Origin of the sequence: Halomonas ventosae (genome assembly GCF_004363555.1) — a bacterium.
GTDB lineage: Bacteria > Pseudomonadota > Gammaproteobacteria > Pseudomonadales > Halomonadaceae > Halomonas > Halomonas ventosae.
In genome coordinates, this window is the sequence record NZ_SNZJ01000004.1 from 238,395 (window position 1) to 256,836 (window position 18,442).

Sequence of the window (18,442 nt, forward strand, 5' to 3'; positions counted from 1 at the left end):
AGTAGAAGGAATCAAACCCGATGGAAACCCCATGTTAGAGAACCTTCGCGAACGCCTGCAAGCACACCGGCCACGCCGGGTCGGCCTGCGCCTGCCCGAGGCCGCGGTGCTGCTGCCCATCGTCGACCGCCCCGAGCCGACCCTGCTGTTCACCCGCCGCGCCGACCATCTCAATACCCATAGCGGCCAGGTGGCCTTCCCCGGCGGCAAGCGCGAGCCGCAGGACAGCGACCTGCTGGCCACCGCGCTGCGTGAGTCCCGGGAGGAGATCGCCCTGCCGCCGGAGCGCGTGGAACTGCTCGGCCGGCTCTCGGACGTGGTCTCGCTGCATGGCCTGCGCGTCACCCCCTGGGTGGGGCTGATCCCGCCCGACCTGACACTCGTCCCCGATCCCGGCGAGCTCGACGCCATCTTCGAGGTGCCGCTGTCGCACTTCCTCGAGGACCAGCGCACCCACACCGACGTGATCCGGGTGGATGGCCGCGACTACTACGTGCCCAGCTACCGCACCGATGGCCACGTGATCTGGGGGCTCTCCGCGATGATGCTGGTGGAACTGCTCGCCGAGGGCTTCGCCATGCCGATCAACCTCTTCGAGCGCCCACCGGGCGAGCTGCTCTATCTCCCCGAGCGCGGAGTCACCCGGCCATGATGCAGCGCGACGCCTTCGCCACCGACCTACCCCGCGAACGGCTGGCCGAACTGGTCGATGCCCTGGTGGAGAAGGGCTGGTACGTGGGCGAGGCCTTCATCCCCGCCGACCTGTGCGTCGAACTGTACCAGGAGCTCGGCGCCATGGCCGAGCGGGAGGCCCTGGATGCCGCCGGCATCGGCCGCGGCCAGGAACATGCCCTGCGCCGGGACATCCGCGGCGACGCCATTCGCTGGCTGGACCGCGAAAGCCAGGCCCGCCGCCGCTACCTCGAGGCCATGGGCGAGCTGCAGCAGGAGCTCAACCAGGCGCTCTTCCTGGGCCTCTTCGAGTACGAGGCGCACTTCGCCCACTATCCGCCCGGTGCCTTCTACCGGCGACATCTCGACAGCTTCCGTGGCCGTGCCAACCGGGTGGTCTCCACGGTGGGCTACCTCAACCCCGGGTGGCCCGCCGACGCCGGCGGCGAGATGGTGATCTTCGCCGCGGACGACTCAGAGCGAGAAGTGGCCCGGGTACGCCCCGAGGCCGGCACCTTCGCCTGCTTCCTCTCCGACAGCGTGCCCCATGAGGTGCTGCCCACCCGCCTGCCGCGGGCCAGCATCGCCGGCTGGTTCCGGCGCAACGCCTCGCTGGGCGGCCTGGTGGACCCGGCGCGCTGATGGCGGACGAGGCGGCGATGGACGAGACACTGCGGCTGCAGGCACGCGTCGCCGAGCTGGAAGCGCGCAATGCGGCTCTCGAGGCCGAGAAGACCCACTACCGCTGGCTGGCCGACAGCACCACCGACCTGATCTCCCGCCACGCCCGGGACGGCACCTTCCTCTACGCCTCCCAGGCGGCCAGGGACCTGCTCGGCTACGAGCCCGACGCGCTGATCGGCGTCTGCGCCTACGACCTCTTCCACCCCGCGGACCTCAGCGACCTGCTCAACAAGTCGCCGCGGGTCTACTACCACGACGGCTTCTACCAGCAGACCTACCGCTTCCGGGCCAGGGATGGCCACTATGTCTGGTTCGAGACCACCAGCCGCACGCGCCGCGACCCGGCCACCGGCGAACTGATCGATATCCTCTGTGTCTCCCGGGACGTGAGTCGGCGCATCCGCATCGAGGCCCACCGCGAGCGCCTGGCCCGGGTCGTGGAATCGACCACCGACTATGTGCTGTTCGTCGACGGCCAGGAGCGCATCTTCTATTCCAACGAGGCCGCTCGCCGGCTGCTCTCGCGGCCGTCACGACGCTTCCGGGAAGACAGCGAGGCGCCCCTCGATCAGGCCTATACGCCGGATGCCCTGGCGATACTGCGCGAGGTCGTGCTGCCCGCCGTGGCGCGCTACGGTTCCTGGAGCGGCGAGCTCGAGATGCACGGCCCGAACGGGCCCGTGCCGGTGCTCAGCGTGGTGATGGCCCACTCGGCGCCCGGCGCCGAACCCGACCACCTCTCGCTGCTCAATCGCGACATCGGCCTGCGCAAGGCAGCCGAGGCCCAGGAGCGCCGCCATCAGGAACAGATCGCCCATGCCAACCGCCTGGCCACCACCGGCGAGCTCGCGTCCAACATTGCCCACGAGCTGAACCAGCCGCTGGGGGCGATCGCCAACTACGCCAGCGGGGCACTGATGCAGCTCGCCGCCGACCCGCCCCGTTCCGCCGACGGGCTACGCCTGCCCCTCACGCGCATCAACGAGCAGGTCCAGCGCCTGGCCGAGCGGCTGCGCCACATCCGCACCTTCGTGCGCAAGGGGCAGACGCGACCCCGGCCGGTGATGCTGCACGAGGTCATCGACGCCGCCTGCCGGCTCTGCGAGTGGCAGTACCAGCAGACCGGCGTGGCACTGGAACACGACCTCCAGGATGGCCTGCCCCGGGTCCTGGCCGACCCGATAGCCCTGGAGCAGGTGCTGGTCAACCTGCTGCTCAACGCCCTGGAGGCGAGCCGCGGCCGGCCCGATGCCGACCGGGTGACGATCCGCGCCCGGCGCACGGGCCCGCGGGAGGTGGTCCTCACGGTCAGTGATCGCGGTCCCGGGGTGCCGGCGGGGGCCCGGGAGCGGGTCTTCGCCCCCTTCCACACCAGCCGCCCCGAGGGGCTGGGGATGGGCCTGGCCATCAGCCACTCGCTGATGGAGGCCATGGGCGGTGACCTGCAACTGCTGCCCGTCGACGGCAACGGTGGGGCCAGCTTTGCCGCCACCCTGCTGGCCGAACCCGGGCTGGCCGCACCTGGCTGCCACACGCGATGAGGCGGCGCGCACATCGACCATTGAGCTCGACGCCCCGCCTCGGTCATGATGGATCAAGGGAAAGCACTCAAGGATGAACGAGCCACGGCATACCGCTGGAGGAGCCATATGCAACCGCTGAGCTACTACTACTACAACGTGCTGGAAGGCCTCGAGAAGCCGAGCGATGTGCCGACGTCCCACCTGCAGGAGGGCTACGACATCCTGTATCGGCATGGCGGGCGCATCGAGATCGACCTGATGCGCAAGGCCGAGGACGGCAATGCTCAGGGCGAGCCGTTCCACTGGTACGAGGAGCTCGATGACGTGCAGCGGGCGAAACTTCGCAAGGCCCTGGATGGCGGCGACCCGGCGAAGATCCTCAAGATCCTGCAGCGCAACGGCTATGCCGGCGTGCTCTACCACCATGCCTGGGAGCACTTCCGGGAGGCGGACTCGGCGTGATCGCCACCAGTGTCAATGAATGCCCGGGTGCCGCCACCCGATAGCGATGCAGGGCCCGCGAATGTTCGCGGGCCCTTTTATCGACTCAGGCTTTGTCTGAAAAGTCGGCGAGCGAAGGTCAGACAAGGCAAAAATCGGCGAAAAGACGGAGTTTACGGGGTGTAAATGAGTACTTTGAGTCGATTTTTAACGCCGTATGGCCGAGCGCAGCCAGTTTTCGGACAGTGCCTAGGGCTTGGCCATCAGGTCCGCCCGCCAACCCCGCCAGAAGCTCACGCCCTGCAGCACGGCCAGCCCCCCCTCGTAGAGCGCCGGTAGCCACAGCAGGCCCGAGGCGAACAGGAAGAACAGCGCAAAGGCCCCCCGGAACAGGATCGACAGCAGCGCCACCAGGCGATTGTGCAGCGGCGACAGGGCAGCCGGCAGGTAGAGCAGCCCCACCACCAGCATGGCCAGGCCCGCGTAGCGGGGCCAGGTCAGGGGCGCCGCCAGGTCGGCGCGGATCAGCGCCAGGAAGCTCTCGGGCCACCACCACAGCCACAGGCCGAGCAGCACGTTGAGGACGATGCCCGCCAGCATCACCCGTCGAAAGGTCCGGAACGCGTCGTTTGAGGTCTGCATGGCGAGACTCCCTGGCCGGTGGGCCGCTAGAAGGTGAGCAGATAGTCGAGCAGGGCCGCCCGCTCCCCCGCCGCCAGCCCGGTGCCATAGTCATGGCCCTGGTTGCCGTTGCCGGGCAGGCGGGTGTCGAAGCAGAAGCCCTCGTCCAGGGGCTCCCCCGGGGTGCAGGCAGGGGCCACGAAGCCGCCCTTGTCGCCGTCCAGCACGTCCAGGCCACGGACGAAGGCCGTGGGACGCTCTTCCGGCGGCCGCAGCAGGTCGTGCAGGGTCGGCACCGAACCGTTGTGCAGGTAGGGGGCGCGCAGCCAGAGCCCGTCGAGGGGCTGGTTGGCGTAGCCGTCGGTCTTGCGGAAGTGGCGGAAGCGGTAGCGCTCGTCATCGGCGAACAGGGTGAGCTGGTCGCGACGCAGCGTCTCGGTGTAGCTGTCCAGGCGCGCCGGGTCGACCCCGAGCGTGGCGTTGGGCACCACCTCGCCGAGCCGCTCGCCCTCGAAGACGTAGCGCTCTCCCTCCTGGTAGCCGTGGCAGTCGGCGCAGTGGCGCATGTAGAGCGCCTTGCCGGCCGCCACGCTGTCGGCCTCGGGGTCGTGGGGGCTCGGCGGCGGCTCGAGGTCGAGCAGCCAGTCGGCGACCCGCTCGATGGCGGCGTGGTCGACGCTCTCCTCGGTGACCCCGGCGCCCAAGGCGGCACTCAGGTTGCGCTCCTGCAGCGAGGCGTTGTTGCCGTCCCAGTGCAGGTCCATGCCCTGGCGGGGACGCTGCAGGAAGATCGACGGGAAGTCCGCGGTGCCGACCCGCCCGTCCTCCGTCAGGCCGGCGAGGGTCATGTCGAACTGGATCAGCTTGTAGGGATTGAAGGTGTCGACCCGCCCCGGCCCCCAGGCCGGCTGCTCCGCCAGCAGCGGGGCCAGCCGCGCGCGGGTCGCCAGCAACCCCTCACGCACCCGGGGCAGCACCGCGTGCCGCCACACCAGGCGCTCGACCCAGCCCAGTTCCTGACCCTGCTCCTCCATGGCGCCGAGCACGCTGTCCGGCGCCAGCCGCGGGTCATCGGCGATCTCCAGCAGGAAGGCGATGAAGCCGTGGAGGTCCAGATTGTTGGAAGGCATGCCCGAGACCAGCCGCGGCTCGGCCTCGGGGGACTCGCGCACCGTGCCGGTATGGCACACCGCACAGTTGAGCCAGCCAAGCTCCACGCCGCGCACCTTGCGGGTGCCCACGCCGATGGGCAGGTCGCCCGCGTCCAGGCTGTCGCCCGGGGCGTAGAGGAAGCCGAAGGCCGCGTAGCCCTCCTCGCCCAGCGTCTCGGGGAAGAGCTCGGGCAACACCCGCCACAGCCGCACCGGCAGCCCGCTTTCCGGCTCGCTGCCGATGGAGCCGTGGCGGAAGTGCACCTCCGGGTCGGCATAGTGGCGCACCGACTCGCCGCTGTAGCGCCACAGGGTGGGGATGCCGATCGCCAGCACGATCACGCCGGCCAGCACCACGGCCAGCGCCAGCAGGGTCAGCGGCAGGCGTCGCCGGCGGCGACGGCGGGACGCGTCCTGCACGGCGGTGACGGGGGGCTCCTGGCGTCTCATGGCGGCCTCACGGGGTATGCGCTTTGGTGTCTCGAGCGGGCGGCACCGGCGGCAACTGCAGCTCGGGCCGGGTCTCGTAGATGGCCATCAGGGACTCGAGCATGCGCTCGTGGTCGCCGTCGAAGCGCTCGAGCTCATAGCAGCCCAGCGGGTTCTTGGGCGCGTTGAGCAGGCACTTGTTGCAGAAGGTGCAGGGGTTCTCCGGCACATCGTGGCCCGCCTGCCACTGTCGCGGCAGGTCGGGGTTGGCGATCAGCGCCCGGGCGCTTGAGACGGCATCGCAGGCCCCCGAGGCGATGGCCTCGCGCACCAGGGCGGCACGCTGGTAGCCGCCGGTGCTGATCACCGGGATGGTCACCGCCTCGCGGATGGCGCGCGCCTCGTCCAGGCCGATGCCCTCCACCTCGCGGCCGCGCCGGTGGCGGAACCACAGCCAACGGAAGATCCAGCGCAGCGCCGGATAACGGAACAGCAGGTAGTTGCGGAAGGTGTCGACCCCGGCGGAGAGCATGGTGTCGTAGGTGCTGGCGATGGTCTCGAAGGAGAAGTCCCCGGGCGGGTTCAGGGGGTGGGGGAAGAGGCTGCCCAGCGAGACGTGCAGGGCGTCGGCCCCGGCCGTCTCGGCCCAGCGGCAGACCTGGACGGTCTCCGCCAGGCTGTTGCCCTTGCCCTCCCAGGGCAGCACGTCGTTATGGTCCACGGCGCTGATCTTCACCTGCAGGTGGAAGTCCGGTCCCACCCGGTCGCGGATCGCCTCGATCACCTCCAGCAGGAAGCGCGCCCGGTTCATCAGCGAGCCGCCGTAGCGGTCACGCCGGTCGTTGATCGCCGAGCTCAGGAACTGGGTGAAGAGGTAACCGTTGGCGGCGTGCAGTTCCACGCCGTCGAGCCCCGCCTCCCGGGCGCGCCACGCGCCGCGGGCGAAGGCCTCGACGGTGCGCTCGACCTCGTGGCCGCTCATCGCGCGGCACAGGAAGCCGTGCAGCGACTCCTTGCGATCGGTGGCGCTGGGCGCCCGCCGATGCTGGTTGTGCACCCCGGGCAGGTCCCGCTGCCGGCCGGAGTGGCTGAGTTGCAGGATGTACTTGCAGTCGAAGCGGTGCACCGCCTCGCCGAGGCGCTGCCAGAGGGGAATGAAGTCGTCGCGGTGGATGGTGGCGTAGCCGGCGACGATGCGCCCCTCCATCTGCACCGGCACGAAGGAGGAGAGGATGGCCCCCACCCCGCCGCGGGCGAAGCGGCACTCCCAGTTGATGCGGGTCTGGGTCAGGCTGCCGTCCTCGTTGTCGAAGCGCCCGGATACGTTGGAGCGCAGCAGGCGGTTCTTGATCGTGATGTTGCGCCACTTGAGCGGCGTGAAGATGACGTCCTCGCTCATGCGCCTTGCCCTCCTTGCCGCACCGCCATGGCCTGCTCCCAGACCGCCGCCAGCAGCGCCAGGATGAAGCCCTGGGCCGGGCAGCGCGCCCAGCTCTCGCCCATGAAGGCCAGCTCGCGATCACCGCTGCCCCGGGCGGCAGCCGCCAGGCGCAGCACCACCAGGTCGCCGGGCTCGAGCCGGCGCGGCGCGCAGGGCGTCGACAGCGGCCTCCTTACCCGGCGCAGCAGCGTCTCCGGCGCCGCCAGGGTGCGGCCCAGCACCGCCGACAGGGAGAGCCCGCGGGCCTGCGGCGTGGCGTACAGCTCGCGCATCGCCGCCAGCGACGCCACCAGGTTGTGCACGGCGATGCCGGTGGCATGCAGGGCCAGCGGCTCGCCGCCGGCACGCTCGGCCAGCAGCCGCCGGGCATGGCGCAGGCGCCCCGTGACCCGTTGGCCCAGGGCGCGCAGGACGTTGATGCGGGGATAGGCGTCGAGCAGCCGGGCGGCCGCATAGCTCGCCTCGTCGGAGCGGTAATCGTCGCGGAACAGCCGGCCCAGCAACCCCTGGGCGGCGGGTCCCAGTGCCTCGGCCTCGGCCTGGCCGGCCACCGCCTCCACCAGGGTCTTGAAGGCCGGGTCCCGGTACCAGGCCGAGGCCTCGGCATACGCATCGAGACGCCGCCCCAGCTCGGCGTGGCGAGACGCGCGCCCCTGCGCCTCGCGGGCCAGCAGGGCGGGCAGCGGCTCGCCGTCGAAGACGAAGGCCTGGCGCAGGCGGGCCAGGCGCCATCGATTGATCAGCCCGCCGGCGGGCGCCAGATGGCGGTCCAGCCGCGGCTCGCCGTCCAGCTGGCGGATCTCCCTGGCGTCGCTCACCTCCAGCAGGTTGAGGAGGCCGGGAATGCTCAGGCGCCTGGCCATGGTACCTCCCTATCTCTCCGTGCTAGCCGCGAGCCCTATTTACGAACCCAGGGGAAGAAGACGTTGCGCACGCCCTCCATCCGCGGCGCCAGCTCCGGGAAATGGCGGGCGATGACGGTGCGCAGGCCGTTGTCGTCGATCCAGGCCATGCCCGCCCGGGTGTAGACCTCGGGGGTGTAGTCGTCGGTAAAGAAGCGATCGCTCTTGAGTCGCCGGGAGGCCATCAGGATGAAGATGCGAAAGGCGGTGTCGCTGAAGGCGAAGCCGGGCGGCGGGGTCTCGGCGAGGCAGCCGGTGAGCAGGTCGACCTGCTCCACGTCGCCGTAGACCGCCTCCAGCTCGCGCTGCCACTCGGGATCGTCGGTGAGCTCGGCGAAGCTCGCCGGGGCCGGCATGTCGATCAGCCGGCGGAAGCGGCAGTAGCGCGGCACCCCGCGCTCGCGGTCGCGCAGCACGTCGATGGTGGCCAGGTCGATGGTGCGCTCGTGGGGGGCCTGCTTGTCATGCTGCTGCAGGTGGCGCGGGAAGTTGTGCAGCACCAGCGCGCCGGGGTGGCTGGTGGCCAGCGAATAGAGGGCGTCAGCCAGCGGCACCTCGTCATAGAGCGCCTGGGTGCGCGAGCCGGCGACCTCGGTAAGGCCGCAGGCCTTGAGCGGGGCGTCATCGGCCTGGCGACGGAAGTCGAAGTCGTCGGGCACCAGCGGGTGCATGCGGTAGACGGCACTGAACTCCTCGGTGATGGCGTAGGGCGCGGAATGGTGATCCACCGGCGAGCCGACGATGCCGCTGAACAGTTCGCTGTCGCTGACCCGGCCACGGCTGCGGTAGAAGTGCTCGTCGAGGATGCCCCACCAGTTGGCGCGCATGCCCAGGCGCAGCTCCGGGGTGTCGAGCAGGGCCGGCGTCCACTCCACGGTGTGGATCTTGGCGATCAGGGCGGCGTTGATCAGGCGCGCCTTCTGGAACAGCCACTCGCCGTCGCTATCCGGATGATCGATGCGCAGCCGGTCGACGATGGCGTTGTGCTCCCGGGCGAAGAGGGTGTGCATCAGCGACAGCCCGACCCACCAGTTGCCGTTGACCCCCGCCAGTTCGATACCGTGCTCGTCACGGGGCAGGTGGCCGTCGGGGCGCAGGTAGAGCTTGCCGTCGGGGAGCAGCTCGCCGCTCTCCGGGTCACTGCGCACCAGGCGCTGGCGCCTGAGGCTGCTGCCGTAGATCTGCGAGCCGTCCCACCATTGGGTCTCGGTGTTGAGGAAGGTCTCCGGGAAGCCCTCGTCGGCATCGCCGCGGGTCGAATCTCGGCGCGAGCGAAGCACCGTCATGCGCTCCCAGGGCCAGTCGTCGTCCTCGTCGAGGGGAACCTCGTGGGGTGTCGCCTCGGCGTCGTTGCTGCCGTGGCTGAACCAGTCATGGACCATGAACTGCAGCCAGGCGGGCACCAGGACGTTCAGGGTGGTGGCCGGCGTGAAGTTCTCCCGGGTCATCAGCCGGCGGCTCACCACCCGCGGGCTCGGCGTCATCAACGCCTCGCCGGTCTCGGGGAACGTCTCGGCAATGGGCACGTTGCGCCCGAAGCGGGTATGCGCCTTGCCCATGCAGGGGGCCGCCAGGTCGTTGTAGCTGCCGTCGGCGGTGCGACAGCCGCGCACGTCGAAGGTGCCCTTGTCGGGGTCGGGCGGCCGTTCGCGTTCGGTGTCGTGGAGATTGTGCCAGCGCAGGTTGCCGCGCAGGGCGACGAGGTTGAGCACGGCAATGGGGAAGGGAAACTGATGCCACTGGCGGCGCCGGTTGATGCGCCGGAAGAGGCGACCGAGCAGGCCGCTGCCGCGTTGTCCGAACATGGGAATCCTCCCCGGTAGACGTCGTCGCTGAGATCAGGACGCGGGCATTGCCCCTTGCCGGTTTTCGCCTCGCCAAGGCATGAGATACCTCAACCCCTCGGGATGAACGTGACCGTACTGCAAGTGACAACTAACCTTTAGCACAGGGTCTCTCCCCCCTCAATGAAACTCACGCCCCGCCTCACGGGGCCCTGGAGGACGCTTGACCAAGGGTGGCTACGCGACGGGATTCCGCCTCATGGTACTGCTGGGCGTGGCGGCCAACCTGGCCCTGGCGGTACCCGCGGTCTTCGCCCCCAATGCGGTGATCACGCTGGTGGGCGGGACACCGGTGGCCGAGACGGTGTGGCCCGCCTTCGCTGGCTGGCTGCTGATCCTGCTCAGCCTGTTCTACCTGCCGGCGGCCGTCGATCCCGAGCGTTACCGGGTCGTCGCCGTGCTGACGGTGCTGGCGCGCTTCGCCGGGGTCACCTTCTTCACGCTGCTCCATCCACAATTCCTGCTGCTCGCCCTGTTCGACCTGTTCTTCGGCGTCACCCAGGGCATGCTGCTGCTGGCGCTCGGCCGACGCTGAGCGGTGTCTTCGACTCTTTCGGGAGGAAGCGGTCATGGCTCGCAAGGATCACGCCCACGCCCGGGTCCGTCACTGGCTCATCTGGCTGGCGCTGCTGTTGGCACTGGGCGCCGTGGTGGCGACGATCGGCTGGTACAAGCTGTTCCGCGAGGTGCCCCAGCACTTCGATAGCGTCGAGGCCTACTACCGTTACGGCTCCATCGGCACCGAACCGGAGGAGGGTCTGCCCTACTGGGTCTGGCGCGTGCTGCCGAAGGTGTTCCCGCAACACCTGCCGGAGGAGGCAGAGGACGCGGGCTACGCCGCCCTGGGTGTGGTCTGGGAAGAGGGCGAACCCACGCCGGTGGGGTTCTCGCTGAAGACCCTCGGCTTCCCGCGCATCGGCATCAACTGCGCGGCCTGCCACACCGCCACCTACCGCACCTCAGCGGACGGCGAACGCCGTATCGTGCCCGCCGGCCCCCACCAGACCTTCGACCCCCAGGCCTACCTGCGTTTCCTGGGCGATGCCGCCACCGACCCGGACTTCACCGCCGACACCCTGCTGGCCGCCATCCGGGAGGAGACCGAGCTCTCCTGGCTCGACCGCCTGCTCTACCGCTTCCTGATCATCCCGCGCACCCGCGACGGGCTGCTGGAGCAGGCCGAGCGTTTCCGCTGGACCGAGGAGCGGCCACGCTGGGGGCCGGGGCGCATCGATCCCTTCAACCCGGTGAAGTTCCACCCCGACCTGCTCGCCCTGGACCCCGCCGAGGACGACACCATCGGCAACTCCGACATCATGCCGCTATGGGCGCTGGACGAGCAGGAGGGCTACGCCCTGCACTGGGACGGGCTCAACGACACCATCACCGAAGTCGTGCTCAGCGGCGCCATCGGCGACGGTGCCCGCCCCGACTCCCTGCCGGTGGAAGCGCTGGGCGAACTGGAAACCTACCTGCGCGAGCTGGCGCCGCCGCCCTACCCCTTCGACGCCCGGGACGAGCAGATGGCCGCGCGGGGCAAGGTGCTCTTCGAGGAGACCTGCGCGGGCTGCCATGGCCCCGAGGGCGCGCGCACCGGCACGGTGATCCCGCAGCCGGAGGTGGGCACCGACCGCCACCGCCTGGCGATGTGGACCGCCGAGGCCGCCGAACGCTACAACGCCTATGCCGAGGCGTACCCCCGGGACTTCGACGCCTTCGTCAAGACCGACGGCTACGTGGCCAAGCCGCTGACCGGCATCTGGCTGCGCGCGCCCTACCTGCACAACGGTTCGGTGCCCACGGTGGAGGACCTGCTGCGTCCCGCCGAGGAGCGCCCCGTGGTCTTCCATCGCGGCTACGACGTCTATCATCCCGACCGCCTGGGCTTCATCCACGAGGGCGAGGCCGCCGAGCGGCAGGGCTTCCGCTACGATACCCGCCAGCCGGGCAACGGCAATGCCGGCCACGAGTATGGCACCCAACTCCCGGCGGAAGACCGCGATGCGCTGGTGGAGTACCTCAAGACCCTCTAGCTGTGATCTCTCGGTAGGTTGTTCATCCGGAGCCTACCCGGAAGACTGGAGATGCGAACCAACCAACCGCTCCAGGAGGCCCGGATGAACACCCATAAGAATGCCCGTCTCACTCCGCATGGTCGAGCCCTGCTGGCTGTTCGCGTGATCGATGAAGGGCTTCGGCCCAGAGAAGTAGCGCAAGCCCAGGGCGTCAGTGTGAGAACGGTCTACAAGTGGGTGCGTCGTTTCCGCGAGGAGGGGCGCGCCGGTCTCAAGGATCGTACGTCACGCCCTGCCCGAAGCCCCTTCGCGACAGGCGCGGCTACCGTGGAGCAGATCATCGAACGTCGCCAGCAACGCCAGACCTATCGCCAGATCGCCGAGGCACTGGGCATCGGCCAGAGCACGGTGGCGCGCATTCTCAAGCGCAAGGGGCTGAACCGGTTGGCTGTCCTGTCCCCGGCCAGGCCCGACAACCGCTACGAACACGACTCACCCGGGGATCTCCTGCACCTGGACATCAAGAAGCTGGGACGCTTCGAGCGACCGGGGCATCGCGTGACCGATGACCGCCAGCAGAACACGCCTGGCGCGGGGTGGGAGTACATTCATGTCGCCATCGACGATCACTCGCGAGTGGCTTTCAGCAGCGTTCACCCCGACGAGACGGGCTGGAGCGCCTGCCTGGCCCTGCTTCGGGCCATGCGCTACTACGCCAGCCTGGGCATCCGCTTTACCCGGGTGCTCACCGACAACGGCGCCTGCTATCGCTCCCGTCGCTTCAGGCGCCTGTGCCGGCGACTGAGTCTGAAACACCGTCGGACTAAGCCATACAGCCCGCGCACCAACGGCAAGGCAGAGCGATTCATCCAGACAGCGCTACGTGAGTGGGCCTACGCTCGGTCATATGCAAGTTCGGCAGAGCGCGGCAGGCACCTGCCTGCCTGGCTCCATCAGTACAACTGGCATCGGCCGCATGCCAGTCTGGATTACCACCCTCCGGTTAGCCGGCTGGGCCTTTCCGTGAACAACCTGGTGGGTTTACACATCTAGCGCGGATGCGGGCGACCTGGGGCCGCGCGGCGGGAGTCGACGACGGTTCCGAGGGCGCCCCCTTTGCCGCTACACTGCGGGCAGGATCCACCCTGGCCCCCTTTTCGGCCGCACCTCGAGGCGCCCGTGACCGAGCCCCCCTCCTCCTGCATCGCCATCGTCGACGACGACCAGGCCCTGCGCGACTCGCTGGCCTGGCTGCTTGATTCCGTGGGCCTGGCCACCTGCGCCTATGCCGATGGCGAGGCCTTCCTGTCCGCCGACCCCGAGAGCTGTGATGCCCTGCTGCTGGACGTGCGCATGCCGGGCCTCTCGGGCCTTCAGGTGCAGCAGCGTCTCAACGAGCTCGAGCACGCACCGCCGGTGATCTTCATGACCGGCCATGGCGATGTGCCCATGGCGGTCTCGGCGCTGAAGGCCGGCGCCTTCGACTTCATCGAGAAGCCCTTCAACCCCCAGCAGCTGATCGACACCGTCCAGCAGGCCCTCGCCGAGCACCAGCGCCGCCGGGAAGCCGGGCGTCGCCTGGCCGAGCTGCAGGCACGCTACGCGGCCCTGCGTCCCAAGGAGCAGCGCATCCTGGTCCACGTGGCCGAGGGGATGACCAGCCGACAGATCGCCGAACAGCTGGGGATCAGCGCCAAGACGGTGGAGGTCTACCGGCTGCGCGCCATGAAGGCCCTGGGGGCCGCCAACCTCGCCGAACTGGTACGGCTCTGCGTGGCACTGGGACTGGTGGAGACGCTGCCCGACGGGGCCTCCCCTGGCTGATCGTTGACCGCTCCCGGGCGCCTGGCAGTGCCCTCCGAAGCCTCTAGACTGCAGATAGGAGGCGCGGCCGCGACAGCTGCCGCGCCTGTCACCCTTGCAGGGGGGATCACGCCATGAACAGGACCGCCATCCGGACCCTACAGCGGTTCCTCGCGGACAATGACCGCTACCGCGGCAAGATCGACGGTATTCGCGGGCCGAAAACCCTCGCCGCCGTGAATGCCAGCCTCCAGACCCATGCCGACCGGCTGCCGGACGGTGCCGAGCGCTGGAGCGACCGGCGTCGCGCCATCGCCTGCCTGCAGCTCGCCTGCCGCGAGAAGCGCATCGAGGTCGGCCCCATCGACGGCCTGTGGGGCCCCCAGACCGAGTATGCGGTGGACGTCCTGGCCACGCTCCAGGAGACCGGCAGCAAGCCCGCCCCCTGGCGTGACCAGGCACCGCAGGACGCGAACCCCAACGGCTGGTTCCGGGAAGCCGAGCTCGAACAGGCGCTGGGCTCGCCGACCCGCAAGCCGCCGATGGTGGTGGTGCCCTGCCCCTGGAAACTGGCGCTGGCCTGGGACCTCAACACCTGCCCCAGCGGCATCGGCTGCCACGAACAGGTCGCCGACAGCCTGGCCCGTATCCTGGACCGCGCGCACGACCACTACGGGCCGCAACGCCTCAAGGAGCTGGGTCTTCACCGGTATGGCGGCTGCTACAACAAGCGGCGCAAGCGCGGTGGCACCCGCTGGTCGACCCATGCCTGGGGCCTGGCCATCGACTGGGACCCGGCCCACAACAAGCTCAAGTGGGGGCGCGACCGGGCACAGCTGGCCCGGCCGGAATACGACACCTGGTGGCGCCTCTGGGAGGAAGAGGGATGGGTCAGCCTGGGGCGCACGCGAAACTTCGACTGGATGCACGTGCAGGCGGTCAGGCTGTGACGCCAGGCGCCTCAGTCACGCAGGATGGTCATGCGGCGCGTCTCGTCCTCGGGGAAGACGCGCCCGCTGCGCAGGGCGGCGAACAGGTGAAGGAACACCACGCCGGGCTCGCCGAACACCTCGCCGGAACGGAAGTAGGAGTGCCCCTTGGGATAGTCATAGCGGGTATTGACGTCGTCGCAGTCGACGGCGAAGACGTTGCGCGCCACTCGGCTCATGTCCTCCGGGCCGGAGTGACCGAGGCGCCGGGAGGCGATGCGGTTCTTCAGGTTCGAGGCCTTGCTGGCGCGCAGCGCCAGGTCATCCGAGGCGAAGTAGACCGTGACATTGCGTGAGGCATGGACGATCAGCTCGCCGCTGTGCCCCTCCTCCAGCGACTCGTTGACGATATCCGCGGCGATCAGGAAGGTATTGCGGAACAGCATCGGCACCCCACCCGGCAGGGAGTACTTGCGCCATACGCGCAGCGTCTCGCGCAGCACCCGGTTGCCCATGGAGTGAGCCAGCACGTTGATGCGCTTGAGGCACGGGGTCGGATCCACCTCGAACTGATCGGTCTCGCGCCACTCCAGGAAGCGCTGCAGCACACGGGCGAAGGAGAAGGCACTGAGGTCCGCCGACTCCTGGTCGTCCCAGTAGTCCTTGACGATGCCCATGTCGTTGTCGCAGGGCCAGACCAGGGGCACCACCAGCACCTCGCCGGGCTGGCTGGCATCGCAGAGTTCCTGGAACTCCCGCGCCGCCGAGAAGACGTCCGTCGGCAGGTTGGAGAAGCCATGGATGTAGATCACCACCTGGCGAGCATCGGACTCCTTCAGACGCCGCAGGAACGCCGTGCTGCCGAGTTCCAGGTACTGCCCCGCCGCGACTTCCTCGCAGTAGAAGACCGAGTTGCTGGCGGCGTTGTTCTTGAGGTCGAAGTCGAAGGCTCGGTTCGCCCGGGTACGGATGCTCTGGGTGGGGAACCGGTTGGTGATGAACAGCATGATGGGCCACCTCGAGGAGTGGACGGCAGAGACGCTGCCATTCCTCTTGAAGCTAGCACAGCCTCCTCCGGCGGCCAGGACACAGCCATGTCAGCCCCCGGTCACTGGCCACGCGGCTCATCTGCCCAGCATCGCCAGGTACTGCCTGAGGACCACGGCATTGTTGTGGCGAACGTCCTTGGCAGCGAAGACCAGGGTGACGGTCCCGCTGGCGGCCCGCTCGGCCAGGTCTCTCAGGGTCTCGCGGTGGGCCTTGAGCTCGGCCAGGTAACGCCGACGAAACTCGCCCCAGCCAAGGGCCCCGTCATGGAACCCCTTGCGCAGCTCGTCGCTGGGGGCAATTTCCTTGCGCCATTCGTCGATCCGCGCATCGGCCTTCGCCACCCCGCGGGGCCAGAGCCGGTCGACCAGCACCCGGTAGCCATCATCTCGACTCGGTGCCTCGAAGGCACGCTTCAGCTCGATAGTCATGGAGGACCTCCTGGCGGCGAATACGCCCCCAGTGTAGCCAAGCGCCGGCTCAGGCTTCGAGCACGTGGCGCAGGATCTCCACGACCTGTTCGGTGGAGGTGCACCAGGCCTGGGCATCGGCGTCGACCTCCTTGAGCGGATGGACGATCTCCTCGGCGTGCAGGGTCACGTAGGGCTTGCCAAGGGCGGCGCAGTAGCCGGCATCGAAGGCGGCGTTCCACTGCTTGTACTTGTCGCCGAAGCGCACCACCACGAGATCGCTCTTCTCGATCAGGGTGCGGGTGCGGATGGCGTTGACCTTGGAGGACTGGTGGTCGCGCCAGAACTGACTGGGTGTCTCGCCCAGATGATCGCCGGCCGCGTCGCTGGCGTCATGGTCGGTGACCGGCGCGGAAAACACCACATCGAGGCCCGCAGCCTCGGCACCGCGCCGGATCTCGTCGCGCCAGTCGGTGTGGATCTCGCCGGAAAGATAGACGTGAAAGCTCATGCAGGGCTCCAGGACAGGGAATTAAACTGCCATGGTAGCCCAGCAGGCCATTTATTGGAAATACATTCCATTTTACAAATGGTGCACTTTCGTGCCCCGCGAGGCCGGCCCTGACGCCTGTAAGGGCGGGCGCCGTTGCCCGACAGAGCCCTGTGACCGCAGGGTCGAGAGGAGGCAGATCATGAAACGCACACATGGGTGGAGGGCCGCCGTCCTGGTGGCTGGCCTGGCCTGGGCGCAGGGGGCGGCGGCCGACGGGCGCATCTTCACGCGCGACGGCCTGGCCATCGGCGGCACGGACCCGGTGGCCTACTTCACCGAGGGCCGGCCGGTGGCGGGCTCGCCCGACTATCAGCTGGAGTGGGGTGATGCCACCTGGCAGTTCGCCTCGGCCGCGCATCGCGACCGCTTCGAGGCCGACCCCGAGGCCTACGCCCCGCAGTACGGCGGCTGGTGCGCCTGGGCGGCGGCCCGCGGTGAGGCCGCCTCGACCGTGCCCGAGGCGTGGAAGGTCGTCGACGACAAGCTCTACCTGAACTACAGCCGCTTCATCCAGTGGCGCTGGGAGCGCGACATTCCAGGCTACATCGAGGCCGCCGATGCCCACTGGCCGGATATCTTCGAGTGACGCCCCCGCCTGACGGTCGCCATCAGGCGGGCTGCACCGAACAGGACGCCCAGGCCACCGCAACGAAAATGGCCCGCGATCTCTCGCGGGCCATTTTTGTGGGCTGGAGGGTTCATCGACCCGATGAGGTGGCGAGTTGCCCGCTGAACGCCTAGCCGTGTGCCAAGGTGTCGCTACCGAAGGAACGCAGAGGTCGGCGTGGAAGAAGGACAGCAACCGTCCAGAAGCGGTCTTTGAGTCAGCGCAGATATAACGCCACTGGTTGGACAGAGCAGGCCCGAGATCGTGTCCGCGCCTGCGTCAGTGCCCGTTGATGGCCAGATACAGCCCCGAGAGACCGACGAGGATCAGGCTCAACGCCCAGACCAGATCGAGGTTGAACCATGTGCGCTTCAGAAACCTGAGCCCGAGGTAGTAATAGGTCCCTGCGGCGATCACGCCGCCGGCCACCGTCATGGCAGCGGTATGTGCCAGCGCCACGACGAACGCCGAGCCGATGTTGCGCCCCATCAGTTCGCGCGCGGCCGCGTGGCCGGCCTCGCCCGGTTCAGTTCCGGACATGCCCAGGTAGATCGGTAGCAGCATCAAGCCGGCACCGTGCGCCATCGCGGCGAGAAACGACCAGAGCACCAGGCGCGAGGGATGCACCCGGGCAAGAATCCTCGGATGCCGGCGATTGATCAGCAGGTAGGCACCTGCGGCGATCACCAGTGCTGCGGCGCCGACGCGAATTTCGGTCTGCCAGTCGAGCAGGACGGTCATCATGGAGAAGGGCAGCAGGATCGCCAGCATTGCCAGAAGGTGGCCGGCCGCCAGCGCCCCGAGCGCCCTGACCATGGCCTTGCCCCCCCCGTCCATCAAGCTGGAGGATACGGCAAGCGGCCACCCCATCCCGGGATTGACGCCGTGATAGACCCCGGAAAGCAGGACGGCCCCCCAAAGGGCCGTCACCGTGCCCGCGTCGAGCCCCATTCAGAGGTTGGGATAGCAGAAACTGTCGGTCGAGCAATCACCGCCCTCGAGCCGGATCTGGTGAGCGCGATAGCCCTTGGGGAAATCGACGTAGAAATCGGGATCGAGCGTCAGACCGCCATTGTCGCCGACACGGGCCATGACCATCTGGCCGCCCTCCTGCCCGGGATAGAACTGATTGTCCCATGAGGAATAGAGCGAGTTGGTCCAGTAGACCCGTTTGCCGTCGCGGCTGATCTCGACCATCTGCGGGCCAAAGGCGAAGGCCCCACCGCCTGGATGGGGCGTGCCACGGGCGATGCCGCCCAGTTCCACCTTTCCGGTCAGGACCGGGTTCATGGGGTCCGACACGTCATACTGGTGCATCTCGCCCAGGCCCCAACAGGCCACGTACAGGTACTTGTCGTCGAGACTGAGAT

Annotated in this window: 20 protein-coding genes; 10 read left to right on the forward strand and 10 right to left on the reverse strand. The window is 68.7% G+C overall.

Going from position 1 to position 18,442, the window contains the following annotated elements; translation table 11 throughout:
- Positions 1 to 31: 31 nt before the first annotated feature.
- The 4 genes from DFP85_RS05185 (at position 32) to DFP85_RS05200 (ending at position 3,341) form a co-directional block, all read left to right on the forward strand.
- Positions 32 to 652 carry a CoA pyrophosphatase gene (locus DFP85_RS05185; RefSeq protein ID WP_133635231.1) on the forward strand — a complete coding sequence of 207 codons (621 nt, stop codon included), beginning with the start codon at positions 32 to 34 and terminating at the stop codon, positions 650 to 652.
- A complete protein-coding gene (locus DFP85_RS05190; RefSeq protein WP_424955080.1) occupies positions 652 to 1,314 on the forward strand; it encodes a 2OG-Fe(II) oxygenase in 663 nt (220 codons plus the stop codon). Before DFP85_RS05185 ends, DFP85_RS05190 begins: the two co-directional genes overlap by 1 nt.
- A 17-nt stretch (positions 1,315 to 1,331) precedes the next feature.
- Positions 1,332 to 2,897: a PAS domain-containing sensor histidine kinase gene (locus DFP85_RS05195; RefSeq protein ID WP_133635233.1), complete on the forward strand. Its 1,566-nt coding sequence runs from the start codon at positions 1,332 to 1,334 to the stop codon at positions 2,895 to 2,897.
- A gap of 108 nt (positions 2,898 to 3,005) precedes the next feature.
- A complete protein-coding gene (locus DFP85_RS05200; protein ID WP_133635234.1) occupies positions 3,006 to 3,341 on the forward strand; it encodes a hypothetical protein in 336 nt (111 codons plus the stop codon).
- Positions 3,342 to 3,569: 228 nt separating this feature from the next.
- Here DFP85_RS05200 and DFP85_RS05205 read toward each other — a convergent pair whose 3' ends face one another.
- From DFP85_RS05205 to DFP85_RS05225, 5 genes are read right to left on the reverse strand one after another with little or no spacing between them, the layout of a single operon-like run.
- Entirely contained in the window at positions 3,570 to 3,962 is a 393-nt protein-coding gene (locus DFP85_RS05205) for a hypothetical protein (RefSeq protein ID WP_133635235.1), read from the reverse strand.
- A 26-nt stretch (positions 3,963 to 3,988) separates the two neighbouring features.
- Positions 3,989 to 5,542: a c-type cytochrome gene (locus tag DFP85_RS05210; RefSeq protein WP_133635236.1), complete on the reverse strand. Its 1,554-nt coding sequence runs from the start codon at positions 5,540 to 5,542 to the stop codon at positions 3,989 to 3,991.
- A 7-nt stretch (positions 5,543 to 5,549) separates the two neighbouring features.
- Positions 5,550 to 6,920 carry an NADH:flavin oxidoreductase gene (locus DFP85_RS05215; RefSeq protein WP_133635237.1) on the reverse strand — a complete coding sequence of 457 codons (1,371 nt, stop codon included), beginning with the start codon at positions 6,918 to 6,920 and terminating at the stop codon, positions 5,550 to 5,552.
- Positions 6,917 to 7,825: a PIN domain-containing protein gene (locus DFP85_RS05220; RefSeq protein ID WP_133635238.1), complete on the reverse strand. Its 909-nt coding sequence runs from the start codon at positions 7,823 to 7,825 to the stop codon at positions 6,917 to 6,919. The genes DFP85_RS05215 and DFP85_RS05220 overlap by 4 nt, the downstream gene beginning before the upstream one ends.
- Positions 7,826 to 7,860: 35 nt before the next feature.
- Positions 7,861 to 9,669, reverse strand: coding sequence for a peroxidase family protein (locus tag DFP85_RS05225; RefSeq protein ID WP_133635239.1), 1,809 nt, complete (start codon positions 9,667 to 9,669; stop codon positions 7,861 to 7,863).
- Between the two features lie 202 nt (positions 9,670 to 9,871).
- Between DFP85_RS05225 and DFP85_RS05230 the strand changes: the two genes are divergently transcribed.
- From DFP85_RS05230 to DFP85_RS05250, 5 genes are all read left to right on the forward strand, one after another.
- The gene (locus DFP85_RS05230; RefSeq protein ID WP_133635240.1) at positions 9,872 to 10,243 is read left to right on the forward strand and encodes a hypothetical protein; all 372 of its coding nucleotides are present in this window, start codon (positions 9,872 to 9,874) and stop codon (positions 10,241 to 10,243) included.
- Positions 10,244 to 10,277: 34 nt separating this feature from the next.
- Positions 10,278 to 11,741: a c-type cytochrome gene (locus DFP85_RS05235; protein WP_133635241.1), complete on the forward strand. Its 1,464-nt coding sequence runs from the start codon at positions 10,278 to 10,280 to the stop codon at positions 11,739 to 11,741.
- An 84-nt stretch (positions 11,742 to 11,825) separates the two neighbouring features.
- Complete coding sequence (locus DFP85_RS05240) at positions 11,826 to 12,776, forward strand: IS481 family transposase (protein WP_133635242.1); 951 nt, start codon at positions 11,826 to 11,828, stop codon at positions 12,774 to 12,776.
- 126 nt (positions 12,777 to 12,902) lie between these two features.
- On the forward strand, positions 12,903 to 13,547 hold the full coding sequence (locus tag DFP85_RS05245; protein WP_133635243.1) for a response regulator transcription factor: 645 nt from the start codon (positions 12,903 to 12,905) through the stop codon (positions 13,545 to 13,547).
- Positions 13,548 to 13,660: 113 nt separating this feature from the next.
- Positions 13,661 to 14,476, forward strand: coding sequence for a M15 family metallopeptidase (locus tag DFP85_RS05250; RefSeq protein WP_133635244.1), 816 nt, complete (start codon positions 13,661 to 13,663; stop codon positions 14,474 to 14,476).
- A gap of 11 nt (positions 14,477 to 14,487) precedes the next feature.
- Here the strand turns inward: DFP85_RS05250 and DFP85_RS05255 are convergent, their stop codons facing one another.
- The 3 genes from DFP85_RS05255 to DFP85_RS05265 all read right to left on the reverse strand — a co-directional run bounded on the left by DFP85_RS05255 (position 14,488) and on the right by DFP85_RS05265 (position 16,423).
- Entirely contained in the window at positions 14,488 to 15,462 is a 975-nt protein-coding gene (locus DFP85_RS05255) for an alpha/beta hydrolase (protein ID WP_133635245.1), read from the reverse strand.
- Positions 15,463 to 15,579: 117 nt separating this feature from the next.
- Positions 15,580 to 15,933: a DUF488 domain-containing protein gene (locus DFP85_RS05260; protein ID WP_133635246.1), complete on the reverse strand. Its 354-nt coding sequence runs from the start codon at positions 15,931 to 15,933 to the stop codon at positions 15,580 to 15,582.
- Positions 15,934 to 15,982: 49 nt separating this feature from the next.
- Positions 15,983 to 16,423 carry a YtoQ family protein gene (locus DFP85_RS05265; protein WP_133635247.1) on the reverse strand — a complete coding sequence of 147 codons (441 nt, stop codon included), beginning with the start codon at positions 16,421 to 16,423 and terminating at the stop codon, positions 15,983 to 15,985.
- A gap of 181 nt (positions 16,424 to 16,604) precedes the next feature.
- Here DFP85_RS05265 and DFP85_RS05270 point away from each other — a divergent pair, with 181 nt between their 5' ends.
- On the forward strand, positions 16,605 to 17,051 hold the full coding sequence (locus tag DFP85_RS05270; protein WP_133635248.1) for a YHS domain-containing (seleno)protein: 447 nt from the start codon (positions 16,605 to 16,607) through the stop codon (positions 17,049 to 17,051).
- 300 nt (positions 17,052 to 17,351) lie between these two features.
- Here the strand turns inward: DFP85_RS05270 and DFP85_RS05275 are convergent, their stop codons facing one another.
- Positions 17,352 to 18,023, reverse strand: a complete 672-nt coding sequence (locus tag DFP85_RS05275; protein WP_133635249.1) for a hypothetical protein — start codon at positions 18,021 to 18,023, stop codon at positions 17,352 to 17,354.
- A partial coding sequence (locus DFP85_RS05280; protein ID WP_208108450.1) for a selenium-binding protein SBP56-related protein occupies positions 18,024 to 18,442 on the reverse strand: 419 nt, incomplete at its 5' end.